At 67.5% G+C, this 24,558-nt stretch carries 21 protein-coding genes, 1 tRNA gene and 2 pseudogenes; 19 read left to right on the forward strand and 5 right to left on the reverse strand.

The annotated features are described in order from the left end of the window. Window positions 1-108 precede the first annotated feature (108 nt). On the forward strand, window positions 109-1,251 hold the full coding sequence (locus ACIBSW_RS07025; protein ID WP_354718669.1) for an acyl-CoA dehydrogenase family protein: 1,143 nt from the start codon (window positions 109-111) through the stop codon (window positions 1,249-1,251). 1 nt (window position 1,252) lies between these two features. Here the strand turns inward: ACIBSW_RS07025 and ACIBSW_RS07030 are convergent, their stop codons facing one another. Then, entirely contained in the window at window positions 1,253-1,786 is a 534-nt protein-coding gene (locus tag ACIBSW_RS07030) for an NAD(P)H-dependent oxidoreductase (RefSeq protein ID WP_354718671.1), read from the reverse strand. A gap of 165 nt (window positions 1,787-1,951) precedes the next feature. On the opposite strand from ACIBSW_RS07030, the gene ACIBSW_RS07035 reads away from it, so the two are divergent. Both ACIBSW_RS07035 and ACIBSW_RS07040 read left to right on the forward strand, forming a co-directional pair. Next, on the forward strand, window positions 1,952-4,864 hold the full coding sequence (locus ACIBSW_RS07035; protein WP_354718673.1) for an FG-GAP-like repeat-containing protein: 2,913 nt from the start codon (window positions 1,952-1,954) through the stop codon (window positions 4,862-4,864). Window positions 4,865-5,087: 223 nt separating this feature from the next. Continuing rightward, window positions 5,088-6,011, forward strand: a complete 924-nt coding sequence (locus ACIBSW_RS07040) for a hypothetical protein (RefSeq protein WP_354718675.1) — start codon at window positions 5,088-5,090, stop codon at window positions 6,009-6,011. Window positions 6,012-6,477: 466 nt separating this feature from the next. On the opposite strand, the gene ACIBSW_RS07045 is transcribed toward ACIBSW_RS07040, so the two are convergent. Continuing rightward, a complete protein-coding gene (locus ACIBSW_RS07045; RefSeq protein WP_354718677.1) occupies window positions 6,478-6,786 on the reverse strand; it encodes a hypothetical protein in 309 nt (102 codons plus the stop codon). A gap of 150 nt (window positions 6,787-6,936) precedes the next feature. On the opposite strand from ACIBSW_RS07045, the gene ACIBSW_RS07050 reads away from it, so the two are divergent. The 3 genes from ACIBSW_RS07050 to ACIBSW_RS07060 all read left to right on the forward strand — a co-directional run bounded on the left by ACIBSW_RS07050 (window position 6,937) and on the right by ACIBSW_RS07060 (window position 11,306). Continuing rightward, window positions 6,937-7,602, forward strand: coding sequence for a helix-turn-helix domain-containing protein (locus ACIBSW_RS07050; protein WP_404799238.1), 666 nt, complete (start codon window positions 6,937-6,939; stop codon window positions 7,600-7,602). A gap of 141 nt (window positions 7,603-7,743) precedes the next feature. Continuing rightward, the gene (locus tag ACIBSW_RS07055; protein WP_354718681.1) at window positions 7,744-8,358 is read left to right on the forward strand and encodes a hypothetical protein; all 615 of its coding nucleotides are present in this window, start codon (window positions 7,744-7,746) and stop codon (window positions 8,356-8,358) included. A gap of 1,652 nt (window positions 8,359-10,010) precedes the next feature. Continuing rightward, on the forward strand, window positions 10,011-11,306 hold the full coding sequence (locus ACIBSW_RS07060) for a helix-turn-helix domain-containing protein (RefSeq protein ID WP_354718683.1): 1,296 nt from the start codon (window positions 10,011-10,013) through the stop codon (window positions 11,304-11,306). Window positions 11,307-11,318: 12 nt separating this feature from the next. On the opposite strand, the gene ACIBSW_RS07065 is transcribed toward ACIBSW_RS07060, so the two are convergent. Together ACIBSW_RS07065 and ACIBSW_RS07070 are read right to left on the reverse strand one after the other, a co-directional pair. Then, complete coding sequence (locus ACIBSW_RS07065) at window positions 11,319-11,924, reverse strand: GNAT family N-acetyltransferase (RefSeq protein WP_354718685.1); 606 nt, start codon at window positions 11,922-11,924, stop codon at window positions 11,319-11,321. Next, the gene (locus ACIBSW_RS07070; RefSeq protein WP_354718687.1) at window positions 11,827-12,609 is read right to left on the reverse strand and encodes a GntR family transcriptional regulator; all 783 of its coding nucleotides are present in this window, start codon (window positions 12,607-12,609) and stop codon (window positions 11,827-11,829) included. Before ACIBSW_RS07070 ends, ACIBSW_RS07065 begins: the two co-directional genes overlap by 98 nt. 351 nt (window positions 12,610-12,960) lie before the next feature. Between ACIBSW_RS07070 and ACIBSW_RS07075 the strand changes: the two genes are divergently transcribed. The 12 genes and pseudogenes from ACIBSW_RS07075 to ACIBSW_RS07130 all read left to right on the forward strand — a co-directional run bounded on the left by ACIBSW_RS07075 (window position 12,961) and on the right by ACIBSW_RS07130 (window position 23,287). Next, complete coding sequence (locus ACIBSW_RS07075; protein ID WP_354718688.1) at window positions 12,961-13,206, forward strand: DUF6284 family protein; 246 nt, start codon at window positions 12,961-12,963, stop codon at window positions 13,204-13,206. After that, window positions 13,206-13,916 (forward strand): DUF2637 domain-containing protein, encoded by a 711-nt coding sequence (locus ACIBSW_RS07080; RefSeq protein ID WP_354718708.1) that lies wholly within the window; start codon window positions 13,206-13,208, stop codon window positions 13,914-13,916. Before ACIBSW_RS07075 ends, ACIBSW_RS07080 begins: the two co-directional genes overlap by 1 nt. Before the next feature lie 22 nt (window positions 13,917-13,938). Continuing rightward, complete coding sequence (locus ACIBSW_RS07085; protein ID WP_354718690.1) at window positions 13,939-14,136, forward strand: hypothetical protein; 198 nt, start codon at window positions 13,939-13,941, stop codon at window positions 14,134-14,136. A 173-nt stretch (window positions 14,137-14,309) separates the two neighbouring features. Next, on the forward strand, window positions 14,310-16,535 hold the full coding sequence (locus tag ACIBSW_RS07090; RefSeq protein ID WP_354718692.1) for a cell division protein FtsK: 2,226 nt from the start codon (window positions 14,310-14,312) through the stop codon (window positions 16,533-16,535). A gap of 141 nt (window positions 16,536-16,676) precedes the next feature. Next, window positions 16,677-16,922, forward strand: a complete 246-nt coding sequence (locus ACIBSW_RS07095) for a hypothetical protein (RefSeq protein WP_354718694.1) — start codon at window positions 16,677-16,679, stop codon at window positions 16,920-16,922. After that, window positions 16,919-17,263 (forward strand): hypothetical protein, encoded by a 345-nt coding sequence (locus ACIBSW_RS07100; RefSeq protein WP_354718696.1) that lies wholly within the window; start codon window positions 16,919-16,921, stop codon window positions 17,261-17,263. The genes ACIBSW_RS07095 and ACIBSW_RS07100 overlap by 4 nt, the downstream gene beginning before the upstream one ends. Window positions 17,264-17,308: 45 nt before the next feature. After that, a complete protein-coding gene (locus ACIBSW_RS07105; protein WP_354718697.1) occupies window positions 17,309-19,258 on the forward strand; it encodes a DUF3987 domain-containing protein in 1,950 nt (649 codons plus the stop codon). A gap of 325 nt (window positions 19,259-19,583) precedes the next feature. Further along, on the forward strand, window positions 19,584-19,772 hold the full coding sequence (locus ACIBSW_RS07110; protein WP_354718699.1) for an excisionase: 189 nt from the start codon (window positions 19,584-19,586) through the stop codon (window positions 19,770-19,772). Further along, window positions 19,769-21,172: a tyrosine-type recombinase/integrase gene (locus ACIBSW_RS07115; RefSeq protein ID WP_354718700.1), complete on the forward strand. Its 1,404-nt coding sequence runs from the start codon at window positions 19,769-19,771 to the stop codon at window positions 21,170-21,172. Before ACIBSW_RS07110 ends, ACIBSW_RS07115 begins: the two co-directional genes overlap by 4 nt. 283 nt (window positions 21,173-21,455) lie before the next feature. Further along, entirely contained in the window at window positions 21,456-22,145 is a 690-nt protein-coding gene (locus tag ACIBSW_RS07120; protein ID WP_354730775.1) for a hypothetical protein, read from the forward strand. Between the two features lie 59 nt (window positions 22,146-22,204). Next, window positions 22,205-22,345, forward strand: a pseudogene (locus tag ACIBSW_RS07125) (helix-turn-helix domain-containing protein); the annotation flags it as partial. 120 nt (window positions 22,346-22,465) lie between these two features. Continuing rightward, window positions 22,466-23,287 carry an ImmA/IrrE family metallo-endopeptidase gene (locus ACIBSW_RS07130; protein ID WP_354730777.1) on the forward strand — a complete coding sequence of 274 codons (822 nt, stop codon included), beginning with the start codon at window positions 22,466-22,468 and terminating at the stop codon, window positions 23,285-23,287. A gap of 356 nt (window positions 23,288-23,643) precedes the next feature. Here ACIBSW_RS07130 and ACIBSW_RS07135 read toward each other — a convergent pair. Then, window positions 23,644-23,731 (reverse strand) — tRNA-Ser (locus ACIBSW_RS07135). A gap of 327 nt (window positions 23,732-24,058) precedes the next feature. Between ACIBSW_RS07135 and ACIBSW_RS07140 the strand changes: the two are divergent. Next, window positions 24,059-24,558: pseudogene (locus ACIBSW_RS07140) on the forward strand (hypothetical protein); the annotation flags it as partial.

Consider the following 24,558-nt stretch of genomic DNA (forward strand, 5'->3'; position numbering starts at 1 on the left):
CGTCCATGATGGCAAGATTCCCGGACGCGGTCACGCGAGATACTCGGCGTCATGCCGCTGCCGATGAGCAATTCTCAGCCTGGCCTCGGGCCAGAGGTATCCGAGCCGTTGACCACCGCCGGGACCTGCCGCGCAGGCCATGTTGAAGAGCGCCCCCTCATCGACGAGCTTCGCCGCCTCACCCCCGAGATCCGCGCCCTCGCCCCCCGGATCGAGCAGGATCGCGAGGTGCCGGGGCACCTGATCGACCGGCTCGCCGCGCTGGGCGTCTTCCGGCTCAGCGCGCCGCGCGCCGCCGGTGGCGCCGAGGCGGAACCGGCGTACCTGGTCGAGGTCTGCGAGGAGCTGGGCCGGGCCGACGGTTCCGTCGGCTGGTGCGCGATGATCGGCGCCGCCACCGGGATCGCCCTGGGCTATCTGCCCCGGGAAACCGCCGCCGAGCTGCTCGCGGACCCGAGGTTCCTGATCGCCGGGGTGGCCGCGCCGATGGGCCGCGCCGTGCCGGTGGACGGCGGCCACCGGATCACCGGCCGCTGGCCGTTCGCGAGCGCCTGCCGACAGGCGACCTGGCTGGTCGGCGGCGTGCTGGTCGCCGACGGCACCCAGCCGCCGCGGGTACGGCTGGCGATCATGGCACCCGGCGACCTGACGATCCACGACACCTGGGACGTCGCCGGGCTGTGCGGCACCGGCAGCCACGACATCGAGGCCACCGACGTGTTCGTGCCGGACGCGCGGCTCTTCTCGCTGGCCGCGCCGCCGGTACAGCCCGGCCCGCTGTACGGATTCCCGCCGCTCGGCCTGCTGGCGCTCGGCATCGGGGCGGTGTCACTGGGCATCGCCCGCGCCGCGATCGCCGACTTCGCGGAGCTGGCCCGCGGCAAACGCAACCCGCTCACCGGCGAGACGATCGCGGCCAAGCCGTCCGTACGCGCCGCCGTCGCCGAGGCCGAGTCCCTGCGCGCGTCCGGGCTCGCGTACCTGAAATCGGAGGTCGCGGCGACCGGGACGGACCCGGACCGCCGGGCCCGGCTGCGCCTGGCCGTGCGCACGGCGACCCGGAACGCGGTCCGCGCCGTCGACCTGGTCTATGAGGCGGCGGGCGGCAGCGCCGTGTACGCCGCAGGCCCGCTGCAACGCCACTTCCGGGACGTGCACGTCGCGACGCAGCACGCGATGGTCAACACCGACGTGCTGGAGACGGTGGGGGCGGTGCTCCTCGGGGAATCCGTGAACACCGCCCGCCTGTAGCTCAGGCCGTGGCGTAGGGACGGGTCGCGCGGGCCTCGCGCAGGGTCTGCGCCCACCAGGCCAGCTGGTCGAGCAGCCGGAGCGCGGCGGGCACGCACGCGGAGGCGTCGACGGGCAGGCCGTCGGCGCCGAAGCACTGCCGCCCGCCGTGGAAGCTGACGGTCTCGCGGACCGTGACCGCGTGCAGCTCGGCGAAGACGGGACGCAGGTGCTCGACCGCGCGCAGCCCACCGGACAGCCCGCCGTACGAGACGAAGCCGACCGGCTTGACCAGCCACTCGTCGCGGTGCGCGTCGATGACGGCCTTGAGCGGCGCGGGGTAGCTGTGGTTGTACTCCGGGGTGACGACGACGAAGGCGTCGGCGACCCCGAGCTGCTTGGTGACGGTGTCCTCGTCGGCCAGGTCGACGATCTCGATGTCCAGGCCGGCGCGGCCACGCGCCACACCGGCGAACCAGGCGGCGACGGTCGGCCCGAACCGCCCCTCCCGGGTGCTTGCGACGATGACGGCCACCCGGAGCGGCTTGACGGACAAAGGATCCTCCTCGGTCGAACGGCATGACAGGCACGACGCTAAAACTTCAACCGAGGTTCAGGTCAAGCCGCCCGCTCGGCCGTGGGACAGGGGCCTGCACCGATGTCCTTTGCATGACGGGTTGCTAACGTCGCTCCGCTTCATCGATCAACGGGGAGATGTCTAGTGCGTATTCGTTCGTGGTTCGCCTTCCTGGCGGGCACCCTCTTGGCGGTCGCCGGGCTCGGCGTCGCCCGCTCCGCGCCCGCACAGGCCGCGACGTCCGTGCCCTTCCGGGTGCTGACGTTCAATGTCTGCGGCAACAACGCACCAGGGGACTACAACGGCTCCCAGGGCTGCATGTACCGCACGCAGAACCTGGCCGATTCCAAGGCCTGGGTCGCACGGCTCAAGACCCAGATCCTCACCGAAGGCGGCACCACGACGCCGGACATCATGATGTTCCAGGAGATGTGCGCCGGCCAACGTGACCTGATCCGAGCCCAGCTCAGCGGCTATCAGGTTGCCTGGGTCAGCTTCCGGAAAGAGGGTTACGCCTGCCACCACTGGGACAACACCAACCAGGACAAGAGCTTCGGCACCGCGATCTTCTACAAGGGCGCTGCCGCGACGCCGCTCACCAAGGTGCTACGGGCCACGAACTATCCGACCGTCGACAAGCGCGCGTTGCTCTGTGTTCCCGCGCCGGTCGGCGGACGCCAAGCGCTGGTCTGCAACGTGCACAACGATGCCTCGCTGGCCGACGAGGGCGCCCATGAGACCGTCGCGCAGATCCAGGGCTGGGCGGCCGGACGGCCGGTGATCCTCGGCGGCGACTTCAACGCCGACCCCTTCGATCCCCAGCTCAACGCCTACTACGGCATCGGTGGCGGCGGCGGCCCTTTCACCGAGGTCGACCAGGGCAACCGCCAGTACTTCACCGACAGCTGCCGCCGGCTCATGGCGTGCCGCACCGGTGAACCGACCACCGCCGGCGGCCCACCGACCTCCGCCGACCCGGCCCGGAAGTTCGACTACCTGTTCGCGAGTTCGGCCAGCATCTCGTGGACCGCCCGCCGAGTGATCACACCCACCAACCTCACCCGTGTTCCCGACCACCGGGGCCTGCGGGGTGACGGCGTGTGGGTGGACACGGCCACGCCGTCCGCGCCGGACGTGCACCAGGTCCGTCCGCTCGGCTGGTTCGGCACCGCCGACACCGACGACTGGCGTGGCGTGCGGGACATGTCGGTCGGGCGCTTCGCCGGCCGGGACCAGGTCGAGGACGTACTGGTCCGCCGCTGGACCGGTGAGGTGCAGGTCTACCCGGGACGCGTCGGCGGCGGCCGGCTGGGCCGGCCCGTCACGCTCGTGCCCGCGAATCAGGGCTGGTCGGACGGTCGCAAGATCGTCACCGGAGACTTCGACGGGGACGACGACGACGACATCGCCATCCTCTGGAGCTCGGGCACGATCTTCGTGTACCCGGGGGACAACGACGGCCACCTCTCAGACTGGACCATGCTCAAGAGCAACAACTTCTTCTCGGACGCCCGGGATATCGCCGCCGGCGACTTCAACGGCGACGACCGCGACGATCTGCTCGTCGAATGGAGCCGGGGCAGCCTGTTCTTCTACCCGAGCCTGAAGACCGGCATCGGCCTCGGGGACCGAATCTCCCTCATGGATGTCGATTCCCTGTATGTCGCCTCCGCCGAAATCTACGATGAGGCGAACCTTGCGAAGGCCACGCCGAACGGTCTCCTGGCCGGCGACGTGGACCACGACGCCAACGACGACATCGTCGTACGCCGCACCAACGGCGACCTGGTCAGGTACACCCTGACGGTCAACGGGTCGACGTTCACCCTGAGCGCACCTGCCACGGTCCATCAGCAGCCGGAGAAGCTGGAGGATCGGACCTGGCCGGTCAACGACGTCGTCGGCGACCTGAGCGGCGACGGCAACGACGACATCGCGGTCCGCTGGGGCAACATCGACACGGCGGCCCTGCACAACGCCGGCCTGTCCGATGCCCGCAGGGATGACCTGCTCGTCTACGCCGCCCCGCGGGCCGGCATCAACCCGACGAGCCCGTCCGGTGTCATGCAGGTCGACGGGTTCGGTGCCGGCCTGGAGGATTCGGCCGACGTCATCGCCGGCAATCTCGTCGGCGACGACAACCGCGATGACCTGCTGATCCGCCGGGAGTCCGGCACACTCTCCGCCTACCCGGGTACCAGCGCCGGCTTCGCCAGTTCCAGCGTGCAGATCGGGACCGGCGGGGCCTGGAAGAACGCCCGCGACATCGTGGCCGGCGACTACAACGGCGACGGCCACGACGACATCGTGGCGCGCTGGGCGGACGGCTCGGTCACCATGTCGCCCGCCGACGGTGCCGGACATCTCGGCTCGCAGGTGGTCATGCGCTCGGCCGCCCAGGGCTGGTCCGACGCCGTGGAGGTGGTCGGCGGCGGCGACCTGACCGGCCCGGACGAGAACGGCAACACGTACGACGATCTCGTCGTGCGATGGACCGCGGGCAGCGTCTACCTCTATCCCGGCAACGGCGCCGGTGGGCTGGGCGACAGGATCGTGCTGCGAGACGCCGCCCAGGGATGGCCGGATTCGGTCGGCATGACGGTCGGCCGTTTCACCGGCGACACCCTCGACGACCTCGTGGTCCGCCGGCGAGCGGGCAGCGGGTTCGTCTACCCACGCCTCGCGGCGGGCGGCGTCGGCGACTCGCAGCCCTACCGGACCGCCGGCACGCTCACCGCGGCCGAAGGGCTGGGGGCCGGAGCGTTCACGCAGACCGGCGCCGGTTCCCGCGACGTCGTCGCGCTCTGGGACGATCACACCGTCCAGCTCTACCCGGCCGACCCGGCGCCGAGCGACCCGATCTCGCTGCGCTCGACCGGCGGCGACATCGACCATTTCGAGTACGCGTTCGACGGCGCTACCACCTGGGCGAGGGCGACCGCTGTGCGCGGGGCGGCGAGCGTAAGCGCGCCACAGGGAGCAAGGCAGGTCCAGGCCGTGGCGGTGGACCGGGCCGGAAACCGGTCCGCGCCCGCCTTCTGCCAATTGCCTGCGTGAACCCGCTCTGAACACGAGACGGCCCCGCCGTCCTGCGTAATCGCAGGTCAGCGGGGCCGTTTCATACTCTTGTTTCCTTTGTGGACATACGGGGAGGCATAGGACCTGCGGGGTACCGATCTGCACAACGCCGCACGCGGCCACCCGGGGGTAGGCATTTAAAGGCTTGACTGTCCTCTGTAGGTTCCTGGTGGCAAGCAACGGGGATTGAAGGAGAACGACTTTGTCTATTCGTGCACTCGTAGGCCGTGGCCTGATCGCCACCGCCGTCATCGCCACCACCATGGTCGGCACCGCGGTAGCAGCCGAGGCCGCCGTGTCCACCCTCGAGGTCAAGGCCGGCCGGCTCGTGCTGGAGCCCGGAGCCCGGGGCTACGTGGGCTCACTTCCGGTCACCATCACCTACCGGGGCGACGCGCCCGACTACGCCAACTTCACTTTCGTCGAGCCGGTGGCCGGGGCATTTGACGGCCTGACCCCGTCCGACGCATGCCTCTACCTGAATCTGGTGGACGGCCGCCGCGGCATCACCTGCGGCGTACCAGGCGGCGACCTCAAGCCCGGCAAGCGCCGTCACTTCACCATCGACTTCGAGGTGCTGACCACCCCCCGCCCGTACGCGATGCAGGCGGCGGACACCACCGTCGATGTCAGCCTCGGCAGCCAGCCGGACGTGCGGGCCACGGCGAGCTCGAAGACCCTGTTCCGATCGACCACCGGCACGCTGGTGCGGCCGCGTCCGTACGTGCAGGACACCCAGTCGGATATCACGGTGACGACCGGCAACGCCACGCTGACCGCTCAGGAAGACGGCACCTACGCGGGCCGGGTGCCGGTCACGATCCACTGGGCCGGCGACGCCCCGCACGAGGAGCTGACCGCCCAGATCCAGATCCCGAGCGGCTTCGACTGGATCGGCACCGACCCGAGCGAGCCATGCGCGGGCAACTGGTGCTCGGTGCCGGGCGGCCGTTTCATGGCCGGCGAGACCCGCACGTTCGACCTGCTGGCAACGGCCCCGGCGGAAGCGGTGCCGGGAACAGTGGGCACCGGCTCGGTGTCGATCTCGACGAACTGGCGGGGGAATTCGTTGCCGGACGTCGACCCGAGCGATAACACGGCGCCGTTCACGCTGACCGTGGGCTGACGCACTACATCTCCACAGGCTGCGCGGTGACGGTTCCGATCGTCACCGCGCAGCCTTTTGTCGCAAGTACTAGGCGCGGCCGGTTGGGGACGTAACGGCGACGCGGAGCCGTCCGTGCCCCCTGCTGGCGGGAAGCTGTTCGTCAGGTAGAGACCGGCGGCAACAACAGGACGCCCCTATGACCAGCGTTCGCGCAGGTCATGGGGGCCTTTTGGTGCTCGGAGCGGAGGGCGTGGGATTCGAACCCACGGAGACGCGGAACGCCTCACCGGTTTTCAAGACCGTGCGCGGCAAGGCTCTGACCAGCGAATCCGGTTGAGGGATCGCCCTCGTTGCCGCCCAAGTGCCGCAGACCGCACCCGTCGTGACGGGCCGCGTGATAGATGGGGCGGCCCCATGCAGCAGACCGCCAGGCGGAGGCCGGAGTTTCGCTGTTGGGTGCGACTCTCCGACCCCGTCCTTGGCGTCAGCCGGGGATGACCTCCTTGATCAGCATCGTTATGGAGCCGAGGAAGGTCGTCGCGGCACCGAGGGCCAGGCAGATTTCCTGGATGTTCCAGCGCTTCCTACTCCGGTCGCTCCTGCTCCCGGGCGCCTTCCTGCGGTTACGCGTCATAATGGACTTGAACCTTTCTGTGGGTTCGGGAGCGGCACCCTTGGTTTTCCAGGCCTGGGGGTGCCGCTCAACTACCTTCGGCTGCTTGCTGATGCCGCTGCGGGAGCACCCGGACGGCATCGCAGTCGCGATGTCGCCAAAGCCTCCCACCATCACCATATCGGATCCACTCCCATGTAGGATGTGTAGGTGGATCGTCAAGGGGAGTTCGCGCGGCGGAGGTTGACCCTGTTTCCAGGGCACACGGACCAGCCCGACGGCTCCGAACTCGCAAGTTTGGTCGCGCGAAGCCCTCTCGGGTTCTTCGAGGTGACCGGTCCACTCCACACCTCGTTTGAGGCAGAGTGGCCCGTCCGAGTTGACGTTCCTGCCTCACTTCGAGGCTTTCGACACGCCTTGGATATGAGTCAGGTGAAGTTCGCAGCCCTGATCGGGACGTCCCGCGTCAACATCGAAAGGTGGGAAGGGGGGACCATCCGGCCCTTCAGGGGGGACGTCCTCCCACTTCTCACTTTGCTTCGTCGCTACGCCGACGGGCCGCAGGCTGTAGGGCAACTACTCAACTTTGCAGCGGCAGCGGTCTGCCCGCTGATGACTCGGCCGACTGCGATCTACACGGGACTCGACCTCGCGGCCCCGCTTGCTAACGACGTGCACGACCACACCGATCTCTTGCCATCGCTTCTGATGGCATTCCGCTTGGTGGAGTTACTCGTCCCGCTGGATGACCCGCCCCTCGTAGAAGAACTCTCCCGCCGCTACCTGCCGGTTGTCGGCGCCGGACACGTGGGAGGCCGGGAGCACTCGTGGGAACCCACAGTCAGTGCGGTGGCTCAGCGGCTAACAGAGGACGATCGGCGTCTTTGGTTGGCAATGGGCCGACGGCTGGCCGAGCTCAACCCGCGGCACATGGGCCAAGGCGACATCATCGATGCGGAAGGGGCCGTAACGGCCGAGGATGATCAGAGCCACTGACCATCCCGCGAACCTTCGCACCTGCCGCCGCGCTGGGCGAGCGGCCTGAGACCTGGACCGCCTTGAGCCCGTACCGAAGTCGGTCGCCGTGCTCGACGCTTCTCCATCGACGGGCGTGACCGGGTTGCTTATCGTGCCTGGATGATCACCAACGTGGATCACGGATCGGGCCGCTGGAAACGGATTGCCTCGCTGTACCTCGCGTGGGAGCGACGAGCCGCAGCCCGGTTCAGCGGCTGGACAGGCCAGCGACGCTGGACAGTCTTCGTTTTTGTCCCAACGACCCTGTGTTGCTGCGGTGGAACGGTTGCCGGAGTCCCGATCGCATGGTTCGCGCAGGAGACAATCGAGGCGGGCCGGGGCGCGCCGTCGCCCGACGCGGCGGCGGACGAGTACCTCGGGGCGCTGTCCTACGGCAACGAGGATGGGCTCCTGAACATCCTCGACGACGACCGCCAGGACGCCTTGCTTGCTCAGTGGCATGCCTACCGGGCTGCGATGGACGGTACCGAACCGCCGCCGTCCCGGATCGATTACGGGACGCTGTCCGTTGGCCCGATTGTGAGCGGGCGTGCCCAGGTGAGCACGGATGTGTCGGCGACCTGGTGGGACAAGGATGGTGGGGGCGGCGGGTACAACAGCGAGTCGCTGACCTGGCGATTCGAGACCCGCGAAGACAACGGTTGGCAGGTCACCGGGGTCGAGTCACCAACTTGGTGCGGCGGCTATGTACGCGCCGATGCGTGCGCCCGGTAGCCATAAGGCGTGGCTCGCCGCTACACGGCGCACCGAGAGTAACCAGCATCGGCGCCGGCGGATGCCGGCCATAAGGTGAGCCCCAGCCAGCTTGGCGGACGCTGACCGGGGCTTCACCGGTGGAGCTACATCGGGGTTGTGGGCTGGCCGCTACCTGGGCACTTCGCCCGGTCGTTCGGCGGCTGATGGGGTGGACAGGGCGATCCGGGCGCGGGGCTCACGACGGCCCCGCAGGCGCTACATCTGCTTGCCACGACTTGACTCCTTCAGGAATTCGGTACTCCGGGTAGGGGTCTTCCGAAGGGTCGCTCGCTCCCGAACCTGACGTCACGCGCAGGTACGTCGTGCTTCCGTCACGGCAGCTGAGTTTCAGCCCCGAAGGGCTCAAGCCTATGGAAGCAAAAGCCACAGGCTCCCAGGCCGCGAAGGGTTCGGGCTGAGCGAAATCCAAGAGGTCGAGTGCGAACTTCAGGAGGTGTGTCGCGCGGTTCTTCAACGGAGGCATGACCTCCGGGAGTTGGGCCGTCGTCGGCTCGGGTTTACCGACCGCCGCCCATAGATAGCCCTCCGACCCTGATCCATACGTCACCGAGACACCGGCCGGAGAGCTACCTCCGGGAGTCGTGTCCCTGCCGTACCGATCGACAGCCACAATGTCGGGATGTCTGCTGGCGCGGAACAACGCCTCGAAGACGTCGAGGACCTGGGCCGACTGCATCTGTGCTCCGATCTTGACCACGTTTCACCAGTTCAGAGATCGCCTGGGAGTGTAGTCGCCGGGCGGGCCGCGCTCTTCGTACACGTGACGGGTTAGGTCGGTAGCGGTCATCGGCTCTTCACCCAGCCTGGGATCAGGCGGGCTTCGCAGTAAGGCCCGTATCGGCGGCAGGCGGGCGGGTGCCCGACGAGGTACCGCGGGCCATCCGGATGGTCCTCTAGGTCGGTAATCATTGCGTGCCTGTGGAGCGTGAGCTCGACGGGATCGCGATCGCAAGTCCGGACCGTGACGCGGTCGCCGACCGCGAGGGTTTCCCGGTTGCTCATCGTCGTCCGCCTTGCCGGCTTCGAGCCGCTTGCCCGCGGGTGAGGAGCGGTCGCGGCCTCGGTGCCGCCAGACCGGGCACCTGGACGGTTGGCCCAGCCCACGCCTGCGCGGGCCGAGGTTGCATCGCGGCCTGGCGCTCACGCATTCGGACCACGGGGCATGGCCACGCGCCGAGGCCGCACCGGCAGACCACTTTCCAGCAGGCCCACCAGCGTCGCCGCGGTCCGTGGTGAATGTGTCGGCTTCCCATCGCTCGTGCCCCCTCTTTCGCCTCCCCCGTCGTTAATCGACTGGGCTGAGGCGGGGAACGCGGCCAATCGCCGGCATGCCGCCTCTACCACGATCGTGATGGTCTGATCACTCGTGGTGAAGGTACGTAGCGGGGCAGAGCGAGGCCGGCCTTGGCCGATCTAGCCCACAGCGGGCGAGAGAGTCGGAGAGCTGGCGCCCTAACTGGCCCAAGACGTACCAGCAAGCGTCCCGTCTGATGGCTGAGGCCCGAAGTTCCTGATCCGGGGCATTCGCTCGAACGCGAGTAGCGTTTGGTGGAGGTGAGCTGTGGCGGACAGCGCGTCGCAGCCGGATCTCTGACACCGGGAGCCTGACCGTGACCGAAGCCTCCACGACGATCGGTGACCGCGTCGCACAACTCCGACGCACGCACCCGCTCACGCAGGAAGAGCTCGCAGCCCGCGCCGGCCTGAGCGTCGAGATCGTCCGAAAGCTCGAACAGAACGAACGCACGAGTGCGCGGATGACGACTGTGCACCGGCTGGCGCGGGCGCTTGGCGTGTCGACGAGCACGCTGATCGGCGACGCTACTCAGGCCGCAACCCGTCGGGAACCCGACGAGGACGACCTGGGCCTGCTTGAGGTGCGGCGCATCCTTACTCCCGCGCGTGGCCTAGGTGGATACACCGTCGGCGACGCCATGGAAGGGCCGGCCACCCTGGACAACGTCCTCGCCTCTGTCCGGCTCGTCGACGAGCTCTATCACCACGACGAGTACACGGCGACTCTGCAGGCCATACCGTCTCTCGTGACCGACGCCCGGCAGGTCGCCCAGGACGCGACCGGCGATGAGCAGGGTGCCGCGTATGGGGTGCTCGCCGCCGCGTACCGGATGACTGGGAAGACGCTGCTGCAGTTGCGGCGCCTGGACCTGGCCCACACGGCCCTGTCGGCGGGCCTTGACGCAGCCGAGAGATCATCAGACCCGACTAGGTCGGGTGCACAGGTCGTGCGAACGATGTGCTGGCTACTGACGAGGCAAGGCAGGTTCGCCGACGCCGAGCGGCTGGCCGTCCAAACCGCGGACATGGTCGAACCACGGTTCTCCCGGGCCACACCGGTCGAGCTGGCAAACTGGGGGTGGCTGCTGCTGTATGCCTCCGGCGCAGCGGCGCGAGACAACCGGCCCGACGATGTCCGCGATCAGTTGGACGCCGCAGCGGCGGCCGCGGTACGGATCGGTCAGCTCCCGCCGGCGCAGTACCACGACGTCGAGATGGGTGGCTTTTCCTCGCCCAAGGTCCAAATGATGCGGGTGGAGGCAGCAGTCGTTGAAGGTGAGCCGGGCCAGGCGGTCAACCTCGCGGCGCAGGTCGAGCCGAGCACCGTGCCGACGCCGAGTTGCCGCTACCGTCACCAGCTCGATGTCGCGTGGGCGCACCTTGCCTCCGGCAACAGCGCCGGCAACGCGAAGGCCGGCGAAGTGCTGTTGAACCTCGGACGCACAGCGCCCGCATGGATGATGCAACAGCGCTACGCGCGTGACCTCGTCGACCAACTGACCGCGTCACGGCGCAGGGCGATGGGTGAGGACCTGGCGCAGCTCGCCGCCCTGGTCGGCGCCGACAACACGGGAACGCGAAGCGGCGGCGCCCATCCGCTGACCGAGTAGGGGCCAGCTTCCCTACGAGGGCCGGACCCGCCGCTGAAATAGTGCACCCGAACCCCGGTGGCTCAAGTTGACAATCCGGACCGGGACGAATCCCTGTCGCCGATAGTAGGCGTGAAGCGGCGCATTAGTCCGCCACGCGTCCAGCCTGAGCCACGTGCGATCGAGCGAGGACGCAAGGCGATCTGCCCAATCCAGCAACTTACCGCCAATCCCATTTCCTCCTACAAGGCGGTCGACCACCATTCGATGAACATAAAGCGCGCTATCGGGATCATCTTGCGCTGTCCAAAACTCTGGGTCGGCGTAATCATCAATAGTGATCATCCCGGCCGGCTTGCCTCCCAACTCAGCGATCCAGCAAGTACCGCACCCTATTGAATCTGCGAGCCTTGTCCGAGTTTTCTCCTCAGTGTTATTCGCCCACTGCTCCGACCCGATCTCAGCGAGCCAGCGTTGAGCCGCTAAGTACATGTCAACTAGAACGACCAGGTCGTCCGGGGTTGCTCGGCGGATTGTTGGATCATTCATTGCCACCGCTGCCCATTCCGCCACGTTCGTAGACGATGACGTGACGGTCACCCGGCAAGATGTTGACCACCACGCGCACGGGAGTTCCATCCTCGCATAGGCCGGTGCAGATGTGGCAGGCCACAGGCGTTCCCGGGCCGAGGTCTAGTCGCTGAATTTCGTCCGGAGTTGGCATTCGGACGTAAACTTCATCTAGTGCGCGAACCTGGCGATGCCCTGACTCCGCCAAGACTTCATTCGCGCCACGTGCGATATCGAGCGGGCGCATGATCTCAGTGTCTTGAACGATACCCAAGGGATAGTAGCTGTCATTCGTGTGGAAAGGTTCGCCGTCGAGATAGCGGATACGACGGCGAACTACGGCCATTTCACCGTCAGCCAACCTCAGGCGCTTCTTGACGTCGGCCGGCGGTTCGACAATTAACACCTCGATAGTCTGCCGAGGCTCCCGCCCGTCGGCGGAATGATCGGCCATGAACCGATCCATTTCCGGAGTCTGCGGCTGCGGCCGGAATTCCTGCTGGGGCCTGTAGAAGAGCGGCTGGCGAAGCCGCACGAAGTAGCCGCGTGGCGCGCGCGGCACGACAAGCCCTTCGTTGACGAGGGCCGTGAGTGCTTGCCTCACGGTTGCTCGGGCTACGCCGTACTGAGCGGTCAGGTCGGCCTCGGTGGGTAGCCGAGTGTCCGGTTGGTACGTGCTATCAGCGATCTTGGACCGCAGATCCTCTGCAATCTTGGCCCACACAGGCGCCCTGCCTTGCCTGCTCACCGCCATGCTGCCTCCTTCCGGGTCGACCTTTGTATAGACAGTTTAGGCAGAACCCCTTGACCTTGCATCCTCCGTCTGACTATCTTCAGCGGAGCTACTGTCTAGTCAGTACAGACCGACTAGCCGGTATAGCCGGAGGTTTCCGGCACGGCGAACGCGGCTTCGGCTGCGCCGTTCGTGACCGACCCGCCGCGCGCATGGCTCCGCTTGAGAACTGAATCGGGCCGCACCTCCCACTGAAAAGGTGCCGTGCACGGCTGGGTCACCGTGCGTTCATTCCCCTTGTTTCCGCAGGTCGGCGCGGCTGTGGACCGCTCGCGTTCGCCGTCGCGTCGCCCCTGACCTGAAGGACATCCCGTGAACAAGATCCACTCTGTTGCTGACGAACCGTCGGACGCCGACCTGGACGCGATTGAGTTCGAGTGGCCGCTGATCGCGGCCGAGCTGGACGTGTTGGACGCCGAAATCGCCACCATTTACGCCGCCGACCACGGCGGCCCGACTGCACTCGACTGGCGCCGTCTGCGCCGGGCCGAGGCTCGTGTGAACCGTGTCGCTGCCGAGCTCGCCGCGCGTCCCGTCACCCGAAAGGTGGCCGCGTGATGGCGACGGCGAATCTTGCGAGTCTCAAGCGCATCGGGTGGGGGACCCGGGCGGTGTTCGCCCTTGGCATCGCCGCGTCGCTGGCCGGCAACGTGTTGCACGCGCAGAACAACGTGATCAGTCAGGCGATCTCGGCGTGGTCGCCGCTAGCGCTGCTGCTCACGGTCGAATTGATCTCGCGTATCCCGACCCGGGGCGGTGTCGCATCGATCGCTCGGATGGGCGCTACTGCCGTCATCGCCGGTATCGCGGCATGGGTGTCGTACTGGCACATGGCGGGCGTCGCCGCCGAGTACGGCGAGACCGGTGCGGCGCCATTTCTGCTGCCGCTGTCGGTGGACGGCCTGATCGTGGTCGCGTCAGTCAGTCTGGTCGAGATCAGCGCCCGGATCCGCGCGCTGACCTTGATCACCCGACCGGCCGCCCCGGCCGTTCCCGCCCCGGCCGCGCCGCCGGTTGTCGAGGACGTTCCCGCGCCAGCGCCAGTGGTCAAGAAGGAGCCGGTCAGGCGCGTCAGGCCGCGTCCCGCGTCGGCCGTGAAGGTCGCCAAGGTCGCGGCGAGGATGCCCGGCGCTCCGGTCTCCGCGATTGCCGCTAAGGCCGGTGTCTCGCCGTCGACGGCGCGGCGTCACCTCGCCGCCCTGGTCGTCACGAACGCGTCACCATCCGCCTCGACGCCTGCGGAAACACCCGTACTCGCCGCCGCCTGACCCGACCACGCAAGGAGCACGCATGGACACGGACCGCATCTACCCGATGCCCGCCCCGGCGCACGACAACCGATTCACGCACGGCCTGCTCGCCGACGCAGTGAGGTTGCTGGCGGCCCACGGCTACCCCCGGCCGACCGCCGGCCCCGACCTGGTGGCCCTGCAGCAGGCGCTGTTCGGCTTCCTCTACGCCCTGCCCACCGACACGCCCCGTCAGTAAAGCCGCCCGGCGGCACGGCCACCTACCGCCAAGCAGACGCCGTGCCGCCGGTCACCCCATGTCCCATCGCTGAGACCTCGGGAGACCCCTTGATGTTGCCAGAGACCGCCGAGTCCGTGCCCCCGTTCGCCGCCGCCCTCTTGATCGCCGCCTGAGACCGGAGGACAGACACTGTGAGCACCCCCGACCCGAACGCTGAGAACTTCGACTGGACCGCCGCTGAGAACGACCTCGGCGAGGTGCTCGACCTGGACGCTGAGCGCGCCCGCCGTGCCGGCGCCGTGCCGGCCGATCCGAACGCCGACGAGATCGAGCAGGACGACACCGACGACGCCCAGGGCGTGCCGGTGATGGTGGACAGCATCGACGCGCAGCGCCGGCCGCGGTTCACCCTCTCGGGTTTCCGTGACGCGACCCGCGTGCCGATCGTGCCCTCGTGGCTGAAGTCGAGCGCCGAGTTCGGCAAGAACGCGGCCTGGGCGACCGGCTTCGGCTTGCACTCCCTGGCCTTCCACGGGGTTCGCGTACCGCTCTACGCCGTGATCCTCACCTGGCGGGCGCCGCGCGGCTTCGGCCGGATCTGCAAGGGCTACAACCGATGGCTCTGGGATCTGGAAGGCGAGCCGGTACGTCAGTCGGTCGTCCGCGCCGCGATCGACCACCCGGAGGAAGCCAAGATGTATGACCGGCTGACGAACAAGCGTGACCGGCGAGTCCGGTGGCGTGGCATGGTCACCATCGCCCTGGTCGTGGCCCTGATCGTCGCGTTCGGCGCGCTCACCCTCGCCCCTACCGCCACGCAGTGCCTGACCCTGGCCGCCTTGCTGGTCCTGCTCGGCGTCATCGGCGCCCCGGCGGACAAGCCGCTACTGGGCACGGCGGTGGTCCGCCATGACGCGGCCCCACTCACCTCGGCGGAGGTGTTCGCCGCGCTGGCCGCGTTGAACATCAACGGCATCAACGCCGCCATCCGCCGGGGTGACAACGGCAAGCGGTGGTTCCCCGCCCCGATCACTCGTGAGAACGGCACCGGCTGGCGTGCCGACGTCGAGCTCCCGCGCGGCGTCACCGCCTCCACGGTGGTCGGTAAGCGTGAGGAACTGGCCGCCGCACTGACCCGCCCGCTGGGCTGCGTGTGGCCGGAGGCCAACGCCGAGGTGCACCCCGGCCGGCTGACCCTGTTCGTCGGCGACAAGGACCTGTCCAGCGCGAAGAAGATCGCATGGCCGCTGCTGCACAAGGGCACGGTCAACCTGTTCGCGCCGTTCGCGTTCGGGATCGACCCGCGTGGCCGGGCCGTCACGTTGACCCTGATGTTCGCCTCCATGATCGTCGGCAGCATTCCGCGGATGGGGAAGACGTTCGCGCTGCGTCTGGGCCTGCTCGGCGCGTGTCTGGACCCGCGCGCCTGGATCCTGGCGTTCGATCTCAAGGGCACCGGTGACCTGGCCCCGTTGGAGCCGGTCGCGCACCGCTACCGCGCCGGTGACGATGAGGAAGACTTCGCCTACGCCGTCACGGCGATGCGGGAGATGGCGACCGAGCTGCGCCGGCGGACCAAGGTGATCCGGGACCTGCCGCGTGACCTGTGCCCGGAGAACAAGGTCACCGACGAGCTGGCCAGCCAGAAGAAGTTCGGTTTGCACCCGATCGTCATCGGCGTGGACGAGTGCCAGAAGTGGTTCGAGCACCCGAAGTACGGCGCCGAGCTGGAGGAGATCTGCGAGGACCTGATCAAGCGTGGCCCGGCCGCCGGTATCACCCTGATCCTGGCCACTCAGCGCCCCGACGCCAAGAGCCTGCCGACCGGTATCAGCGCGAACGCGGTGCTGCGGTTCTGCCTGAAGGTCATGGGCCACACCGAGAACGACATGGTCCTCGGTACCTCGATGCACAAGAACGGCATCAAGGCGACCATGTTCGCCCGCAGGGACAAGGGCATCGGCTACCTCTCTGGTGAGGGCGACGACCCGACGATCACCAAGACGTACGAGATCGACGGCCCTGCCGCCGATGTGGTCGTCAAACGCGCCCGAACCCTGCGGGAGAAGGCAGGCAACATCACCGGCCACGCCCTGGGCCAGACCATCGACACCGACGCCGTCCGGCGGGACACGATCCTCGAAGACGTGGCCGCCGTGATGAGCGACAGCAAGCCGAAGGTGTGGACCACGGTCCTCGCCAAGCAGCTCGCCGAGCTGCGCCCGACGGTCTACGCCGGTCTGACCGCCGATCAGCTCCGCGCCGCGCTCAAGCCGCACGGCGTCAGCCCCGGGCAGGTGTGGGGCAGCGACCCGGACACCGACGAGTCTGGCAACCGGCAGGGCTTCAACCGCGCCCACATCCTCAAAGCTCTCACCGAGCGTGACGGCAAAGGCGGTCGCGGGGCGGTGAGCTAGGCCGCCGTCCGGTCCTAGGTCTAGGACACCCGGCTCCTAGACCTAGGACTTCCCCTAGGAATCCAAACAATCCCTGATCAGCGCCCTAGCACCTAGCGGCGTTGGCCCCTCGCACCCGAAATCCGGCCTGGAGGCATCTTCATGACCCCCGCGTTCCTCCTAGCGTGCCTAGCGATCCTCGGTTACGCAGCGTTCTATCTGCTGATGTGTGCCGCGTTCCCGTTCGGGAACTGCCGACGCTGCCACGGCACCGGCAAGCGTTACTCGAAGATCTTCACCAAGTCGTTCCGGCTCTGCCCCCGCTGCGAGGGCACCGGCCGCCGCGTCCGCATCGGCCGCCGCCTCTGGGAGTACCTGCGCAGCGAGTACAAGGCGGGCAACCGATGACCGCCCGGACCATGCGCCAGGTGCGCCGCGACGCCACCGCTCACACCGACTGGTGCGCCCAGGACCACCGCTGCAACCTCGGCGAGCACCGCAGCCCCGAAACGATCGTGGACCTGCCCGGCCACGGCCGCACGGTCGTCACCCGCGTCCGCACTGCCGACGGCCGCGAACACGCCGAGATCCGCGCCCGGATCGCCCTGCACAGCACCGACACCGGCGCGCGCTGGCAACTCCGGACCCTGCTCGGCGGCCTGGATCGGCTCCTGCGACACGTCGCGGTCCGGCCCGGCGTGCTGCGCACAGGCGCCGAGCAGCCCGCGATCGGTCGGCGGGCCGCATGACCTCCCGCCGCCGCTAACCCGCCCCCGCTTGAAAGGAGTCGACCCTTGTCGCACGCCGCGTTCGACCTGGCTGCCGAGCAGGCCGTCATCGGTGCCGCCCTGCTCGCCCCGCACCTGATGGCCGATCTCGCCGCGACGCTCGCCCCGTCTGACTTCGGCCGTCCGGCGCACGCGGTGTTGTGGGAGTCGATGTGCGCCATGCACGCTGCCGGCACGCCGACCGATCCGATCACGGTGACCGGACACCTTGCCGAGGTGGGCGACCTCGGCCGGGTCGGCGGTGCCCCGTACCTGCACACGCTGACCGCCGAGGTGCCATCGGCCGCGAACGCCGGGCACTACGCCGCGATCGTGGCCGGGCACGCCAAGCGGCGCAAGGTCGCCGACCTCGGCACCCAGCTCGCCCAGCTCGCCGCCTCCGGTGCCGACGCGGCCGAGGTGGTCGCGACCGGCCGCGCCCTGTTGGACGATGCCGACACTCCCGGCGGTTGGTCGCCGCTGATCCCGCTCGGTCGTGGCCGGCACCTGCCGCCGTTCCCGGCCGAGCTGCTGCCGGGGTGGCTCGCCGAGCAGGTGTTCGCGGTGGCGGAGTTCACCCAAACCCCGGTCGACCTGGCCGGGAGCATCGCCTTGGCGTGCCTGTCCACCGCCGCCGGCGGGCGCGCCGAGGTAGAGGTACGCGGCTCGTGGCGCGAGCCCACCAACCTCTACACCGTCGTTGTCCTGCCGCCGGGCTCGCGCAAGTCGGCGGTGTTCGCGGCGATGGTCGCGCCGATCCTGGCCGCCGAGAAGACCCTGATCGAGCGGGCGGCACCGGCGATCATCGAAGCCGAACTGATGGCCAAGGTCGCCGGGAAAGCGGCCGAGAAGACGGCCCTCGCCGCCGCGAACGCTGACCCGTCGGGACGGGACACGCTGATCGCTGAGGCGACCGCCGCCGCGATGAACGCCGAAGCCATCACCGTCCCGGTCAAGCCCGTCCTGATCGCCGACGACGTGACCAGCGAGACCGCCACGTCGTGGCTCGCCGCGCAGGACGGCCGGCTGGCGGTCCTGTCGCCGGAGGGCGGGATCTTCGCGACCATCGCCGGCCGGTATTCCGGCACGCCGAACCTCGAGGTTTTCCTGAAGGGCCACGCCGGGGACATGCTCCGGGTCGGCCGGCAATCCCGCGACACCGAACACATCGACAAACCCGCCCTGACCATGGGTCTCGCGGTGCAGCCGGAGATCCTGCGCGACATCGCGAACATGCCCGGCTTCCGTGGGCTGGGCCTGCTCGCTCGGATCCTGTTCGCGCTGCCGGAGAACACCGTCGGCCGCCGCAAGATCGGCGCCGACCCCATCCCCGCCCAGGTCGCCGCAGACTACCTCGCCAACCTGCACGCCCTGGTCCTCACCCTCGCCGAGTGGACCGACCCCGCCGTGCTGGTCCTCACCCCGGACGCCAACAACCTCGTGTTGGACATCGAACGGGCGGTAGAGCCGAGGCTGGCGCCGGGTGGGGCGTGGGCGCACGTTGTGGATTGGGGATCGAAGTACACCGGCGCCGTGGTGCGGATCGCCGGGCTGATCCACCTTGCCGAGAATCTGCGCGACGGATGGGGCCAACCGGTCAGCGCCGACACCCTCGAACGGGCGGCGATGATCGGGGACTACTACGCCGCGCACGCCCTGGCCGCGTTCGACGACATGGGCGCCGACCAGAGCACCCGCAACGCCCGGCAGGTCCTGGCCTGGATCGAGCGCACCACCTCGACCGCGTTCACCCGGCGGGAACTGTTCCGGGCCGTGCAGTCCAGCCAGCTCAAGACGATGGCCGACCTCGATCCCGTGCTCGCCGTCCTGGAAGCCCACGGCTACCTGCGCCAGCTCGACCCGCCCGCACCCAAACGCGCCGGCGGACGCCCACCGTCACCCAGCTACGTCGTACACCCGGATGTGCACCGACCCGCGGCGACCGTGCACGCCCTCGACGCCCGGCGGTCCGCGTGATGGCCCCGACAGAACTGACACAACTGACACAACCCCCGCTCGACCGAGGTTCTGTCAGTTCTGTCAGTTGTGTCAGACCCACTCCGGCCCTCAGCGACGCCGGACCGGGCGCTGCGCCCACCCGCTCAGCGCCACCCAGACACGCCGGTCCATGCCGTCATACCGGGGCAATAAGGATCATCGCCCTACGGCGCTCTCAGCGGGCCGCCAGGAGCCCCCCGGCCCACGTTGCGGCCAGACCTCCACTAAGGACTCCGACACGCTGGAAACCCGTCACAGCAAGGCTCACCACCCCGAAACACCCCGCCAAGGGAGGCCGGACCCGATGGCACGCAACTTCCTAACCCTCACTGACTTCCTCGCCGAACTGGACGTGCCCAAGTCGACGTTCTTCCGCTGGAAGGCCCTCGGACAGGCACCCAAGACCTACAAGCTGCCCAACGGGCAGCTCCGCATCCGCCGTACCGACTTCGATGCCTGGTTGTCGACCCGTGAGGAGCCACAAGCCGCATGAACACCACCTACGACGTGCGCGTATGGGCCATCCGCGAGCACAAGGGCAAGGACCGCAAGACGGGCAAGTCTCGCAGCACCTACCGCGTGCGGTGGCTGGTGGCGGGCGAGGAGTTCGGAGAGACATTCCAGACCAGAGCACTCGCTGAGAGCTTCCGGTCGAAGCTGGTCACCGCCCAGCGGGAGGGCGTCGCGTTCGACGTGGCAAGCGGCCTGCCGGAACCGATGGCGCGCGAACTGAACACGAAATCCTGGTACGACCATGCCGTTGCATTCGTGGACATGAAGTGGCCACGGGCCGCGCCGAAACAGCGCAAGAGCATCGCGGAATCTCTGGCCAACGTCACCGCTGCCCTGCTGGCGACGGACCGAGGTGCGCCCTCGGCGGACGAGATCCGGCAGGCCCTCTACAAGTGGTCTTTCAACCGCACCCGGCGCGAGGAGGGGCCGCCGCCGGGCGAACTGGCCACGACGGTGAAATGGCTGTCGACTCACACCGTGAAGCTGACGGACCTCACCGATGCCGCTCTAATTCGCAAAGCGTTGGACACGCTGGCCCTCCTCAACGACGGCAAGGCCGCAGCGGCGAACACGGTTGCCCGCAAACGCGCCGTCTTCTACGGAGCGCTTCGATACGCCGTGGAGCTTCGGCTGCTCAACGCGCATCCGATGGACTTCGTCCAGTGGTCCGCCCCCAAGTCGACCGAAGAAGTTGATCGGCGATCTGTCATCAGCCCAGCTCAAGCACTGGTCCTGCTCGCTGCGGTCGGTGCGAAGTCACCACGGTTGGTGGCGTTCTTCGCCTGCATGTACTACTCGGCGCTTCGGCCGGCCGAAGCGCTGCACCTGCGGGAGGAGGAGTGCGAGCTGCCTGAGTCTGGGTGGGGCGTTCTGCGGCTGACCGGATCGACACAGCATGTGGGAGAGAACTGGGGCGACGACAGCACGGACATGCGCGAGGACCGGGAGCTCAAGCACCGGGCGAAGACGGCCACGCGAATCGTCCCCGCCCCGCCGATCCTCGTCCGTGCACTTCGGTGGCACCTCGCAGAGTTTGGCGCGGCGCCGGACGGCCGGCTGTTCGCCAGGCAGGGGTACGGGGGCGGCCCCGTCTCAAAGGAGACGTACTCGCGAGTCTGGCGGCAGGCCCGCAAGGATGCCCTCACTCCTGCGCAACAGCGGTCGCCGCTCGGCAAGGTGCCCTATCAGCTGCGGCATGCCGCTGTGTCCCTCTGGCTCAATGCTGGGGTCCCAGCTACCCAGGTGGCGGAGTGGGCGGGCCACAGCGTGCATGTACTCCTCAAGGTCTATGCCAAGTGCATCGACGGCCAGGATGAGGCGGCGCGCCGCCGGATCGCGGAGGCCTTGGAGTTGGAGGAGGACGAGGCGGCCGCCTGCTGAACTTTGTGGCGTAGGCGGGCTTGGTCAGTCTTCGGCCTGTACTCGCCAGCACCGAGACGCGTCTCGGTGCTGGCGAGCCACGACATTCCGGCCGTGCCGCTGACTGCTAAACAGCCTCGCCGCTCGGGTTTCTGGCGACGAACCGTTACTCATCGCATATTGCACAGGTCGAACACCCGTCCTACGGTTGTGATCATGCATCGACCGCAACTCGCCGCACGCGGTTCCAAAAATTCCACCTCCCGGTAGGTTAGATTTTAGGAACCAAGAGGGAGGTCGACGCATGGCGCGTTACGAACAAGGCGAGTCGCACGAGGTATGGCATGTTGGCCCTGCCGCACAGGCCAGGCTTGCGACGCTGGGGCTCACGGAGGCGGATCTGGAGCATCCGCTGTACCTGGCGCTCGCGGATGCCACGTTGTGCACGGACCTTGACGCTCCGGGTGCCGCCGGCTACTTGTTTTGGACGCGGTCGAACCGTTATCTCCGGGAGCGGCTTGCCCCTCAGGGCTGGACGTGGACCAACCGAGACAACGTTCTCCGGACGATCGATCCCGCGGGGCAGTTCACGGTGACCGCAATGAGTGCGACCGGTGCCGTTGGAGTGCAGAGAGGTCAGGTTCAGACTCGCAACCCGAAGGGTTCCGTCGTCGCGACGCTGGTGCGTTATAACTACTCGCTATATGGCGGCCCGAGGAACCAGTATCCGATCCCTGGCACGGAGGTGCCGGAGCAGTTTGAGCCCGGCATGTTGCCGACCTGGTTCCTGCTCTACAGGGTCACGTCCGAGGGAATCCAGCGAGAGCTTTCGCTCCCCGTCGACATGCTTGGCAGTGTCGTGAACAAGTGGCGCGAGCACATCCTGCTCACCACGATGCCGTTCCCTGAGGGCGGCTCTGCCGTTGGCGGTTTGGACATCTTCAACGGCCCGGACGACCAAGGGCCGGACGTGCCGGTCGAGCGGATCGCGTAGTCACACTCATCTATGGATACAGGAGAGTCGAGGTCATGCTAACGCCGTCCCGTCTGATCATGGCACGAAAGCGGCGACGGCTGACCTTGGCTCAACTGGCAACGGCTTCGGGTATATCGGCTAGGAGCATCACAGCCTACGAGAACGGTCATAAGCAACCGACCGACGAAACTGTAAGCGCGCTTGCTCGTGCACTGGAGTTCCCGGCCCAGTTCCTAGGCGGGGTCCCTGTAGACGAAATACCGTTAGCTTCAGTGAGCTTTAGGGCCCTTTCGAAACTCACCGCTCTTGACCGGGACGCTGCTCTTGCCGCAGGCCAAGTGGCAGTCCTCATCAACGACTGGATAGAACGCCACTTCCGGCTGCCGCAGCCTGGTTTACCAACATTGTCTCACCTGGATCCAGAAGAGGCCGCAGAGCGCGTTAGAGGCTTGTGGGGCCTAGGCGAAGCGCCGATCCCAAATATGGTCCACCTCCTAGAGGCGCATGGCGTGAGAGTCTTTTCACTTGCCACCGACTGTGTCAATGTCGACGCTTACTCTTTGCGATATGAAGGTCATCCATTTAGCTTTCTCAATACTCTGAAGTCGGCTGAGCGAGGGCGCTTCGATGCCGCCCACGAGCTTGGTCACCTAGTTCTGCACGCGGACGACCGCCTCGCTCATGGCGTGGAGGCGGAAGATCAGGCCAACAAATTTGCATCGGCTTTTCTAATGCCCAAGGCCGGCGTGCTCGCACAGGGCTTGTATGACGCCACGCCAGAGCGGCTTATCTCCGCCAAAAGGAGATGGAAAGTTTCCGCAGTTGCGCTTGCCTATCGCGCACATGACCTTCACCTCCTCTCGGACTGGAAGTACAAAGCGGTGTCTAAGCGACTCGCGCAGCTTGGATATCGACGTGACGAACCAGTGGGGATTGGGAATAGAGAGACGTCGCAGGTTTTAGGTAAAGTCTTCGCCTCATTGAGAAGTGACTCCGAAAAAACCTCACTGGCATCGGAACTGTATCTGACAAACACCGAGCTAAATCTGCATGTTTTTGGCCTGGTCCCGATCGTTCTCGAAGGTGGTAGGGAGCAAAGTCAAGCAGTGCGACCGCGTCTGACAGTTGTCGACGGAGACCGTCAACTATCGTCTCGGTAGCCCTGATAGCGGCTGGGGTGACTCCAGCACGCCACCTACTGGCGCGCTGCGGCGGCCCGTGACCCTCCTGCGAAAGCTCGCCATCGATCTTAACTGGCGGGCCGCCGGCCGATCCGGGAACGATGGCGGAGTAGGCGGGCCACAGCGTGCAGGTACTTCTGAAGGTCACGCCAAGTGCATCGACGGCGCCGCCGGATCGCGGAGGACCTGAGGGCAGCGAAACTTTGCCGCGTATTTGCCGTGACCAGTGAGCTGTAACTAGATCACCTGAGACTCAGTGAGACTCGCCCACCGACGGGAAAGGCCCCGCTGTCCTGCGTAACCGCAGCTCAACGGGGCCTTTTCCATGTCCGGAGCGGAGGGCGTGGGATTCGAACCCACGGAGACGCGGAACGCCTCACCGGTTTTCAAGACCGGCGCCATCGGCCACTAGGCGAGCCCTCCCGGGCTGCGCAGGCAGCCTCGCGAGCAGCGTACCGGGCGGGATCGTCGACCCGAATACGACCCGGCGTCCGAATGGTCGTTCGCGACTCGCGAGGTAGAGCAAGGCGGCGGCCTCCAACGCGCTATGACCTTCACCCGCCGCTGTTTGTGTCCGGTATTACCCGTCTGGCGAGGTTTCCCAGCGCCGAAATCCTCAAGTCACACCGTTCGGGCCGTTCGCAACCGGCCGGCACCGGTTCGGGACCGGGCCGCGCACCCGCCGCACCGGAATCTCTAGTGCATGCCCGGCCGAACCTGGCGCCGGAACATGCGGGGGGAAACCGAAAAGTGCGTATCACGTTCGCGAAGTCGTTGACCGTCCTGGCCGCCATGGCCCTCGGCGCCGGAACCGCCATGGCCGGCACCACCGCCGCCACGGCCGCCCCGGCCAAGCCGTGTCAGACCGACGCGAACCTGGTCCCCTCCTGCGGCGTGCTCTGGGGTGCCGCCGCCGGTGGTTTCACCTCCGCCCCGCGGGACGCCGAGCTCAAGAGCTGGGAGAAGCTCTCCGGCCGCACCGCGAGCATCTTCCACACCTACCACAAGGGTGACGAGGTCTTCCCGACCAAGGCCGAGATCGCCATGACCTCGGACCCGGCCAACCCCCGCGTCCTGCTGACCAACTGGAAGATCGCCTACGGCTCCAACTGGGCCAAGGTCGCCAAGGGCGAACAGGACAAGCGCATCGACGCCTTCGCCGCCCACGTCAAGAAGAACTACGGCAACAAGAAGTTCTTCCTCGTGCTCAACCACGAGCCGGAGAACGACGTCATCGCCAAGAAGGGCTC

Origin of the sequence: Actinoplanes sp. NPDC049668 (assembly GCF_044465445.1) — a bacterium.
Lineage (GTDB): Bacteria > Actinomycetota > Actinomycetes > Mycobacteriales > Micromonosporaceae > Actinoplanes.

Coding starts and splice junctions, on each gene's coding strand:
- ACIBSW_RS07045 (WP_354718677.1), bottom strand. CDS start 6,786: ATGGTGATGGTGGGAGGCTTTGGCGACATCGCGACTGCGATGCCGTCC.
- ACIBSW_RS07070 (WP_354718687.1), bottom strand. CDS start 12,609: ATGGCGGTGAGCAGGCAAGGCAGGGCGCCTGTGTGGGCCAAGATTGCA.
- ACIBSW_RS07110 (WP_354718699.1), top strand. CDS start 19,584: ATGGCACGCAACTTCCTAACCCTCACTGACTTCCTCGCCGAACTGGAC.
- ACIBSW_RS07120 (WP_354730775.1), top strand. CDS start 21,456: ATGGCGCGTTACGAACAAGGCGAGTCGCACGAGGTATGGCATGTTGGC.
- ACIBSW_RS07065 (WP_354718685.1), bottom strand. CDS start 11,924: ATGGAACTCCCGTGCGCGTGGTGGTCAACATCTTGCCGGGTGACCGTC.
- ACIBSW_RS07095 (WP_354718694.1), top strand. CDS start 16,677: ATGACCCCCGCGTTCCTCCTAGCGTGCCTAGCGATCCTCGGTTACGCA.
- ACIBSW_RS07100 (WP_354718696.1), top strand. CDS start 16,919: ATGACCGCCCGGACCATGCGCCAGGTGCGCCGCGACGCCACCGCTCAC.
- ACIBSW_RS07055 (WP_354718681.1), top strand. CDS start 7,744: ATGATCACCAACGTGGATCACGGATCGGGCCGCTGGAAACGGATTGCC.
- ACIBSW_RS07080 (WP_354718708.1), top strand. CDS start 13,206: ATGGCGACGGCGAATCTTGCGAGTCTCAAGCGCATCGGGTGGGGGACC.
- ACIBSW_RS07085 (WP_354718690.1), top strand. CDS start 13,939: ATGGACACGGACCGCATCTACCCGATGCCCGCCCCGGCGCACGACAAC.
- ACIBSW_RS07115 (WP_354718700.1), top strand. CDS start 19,769: ATGAACACCACCTACGACGTGCGCGTATGGGCCATCCGCGAGCACAAG.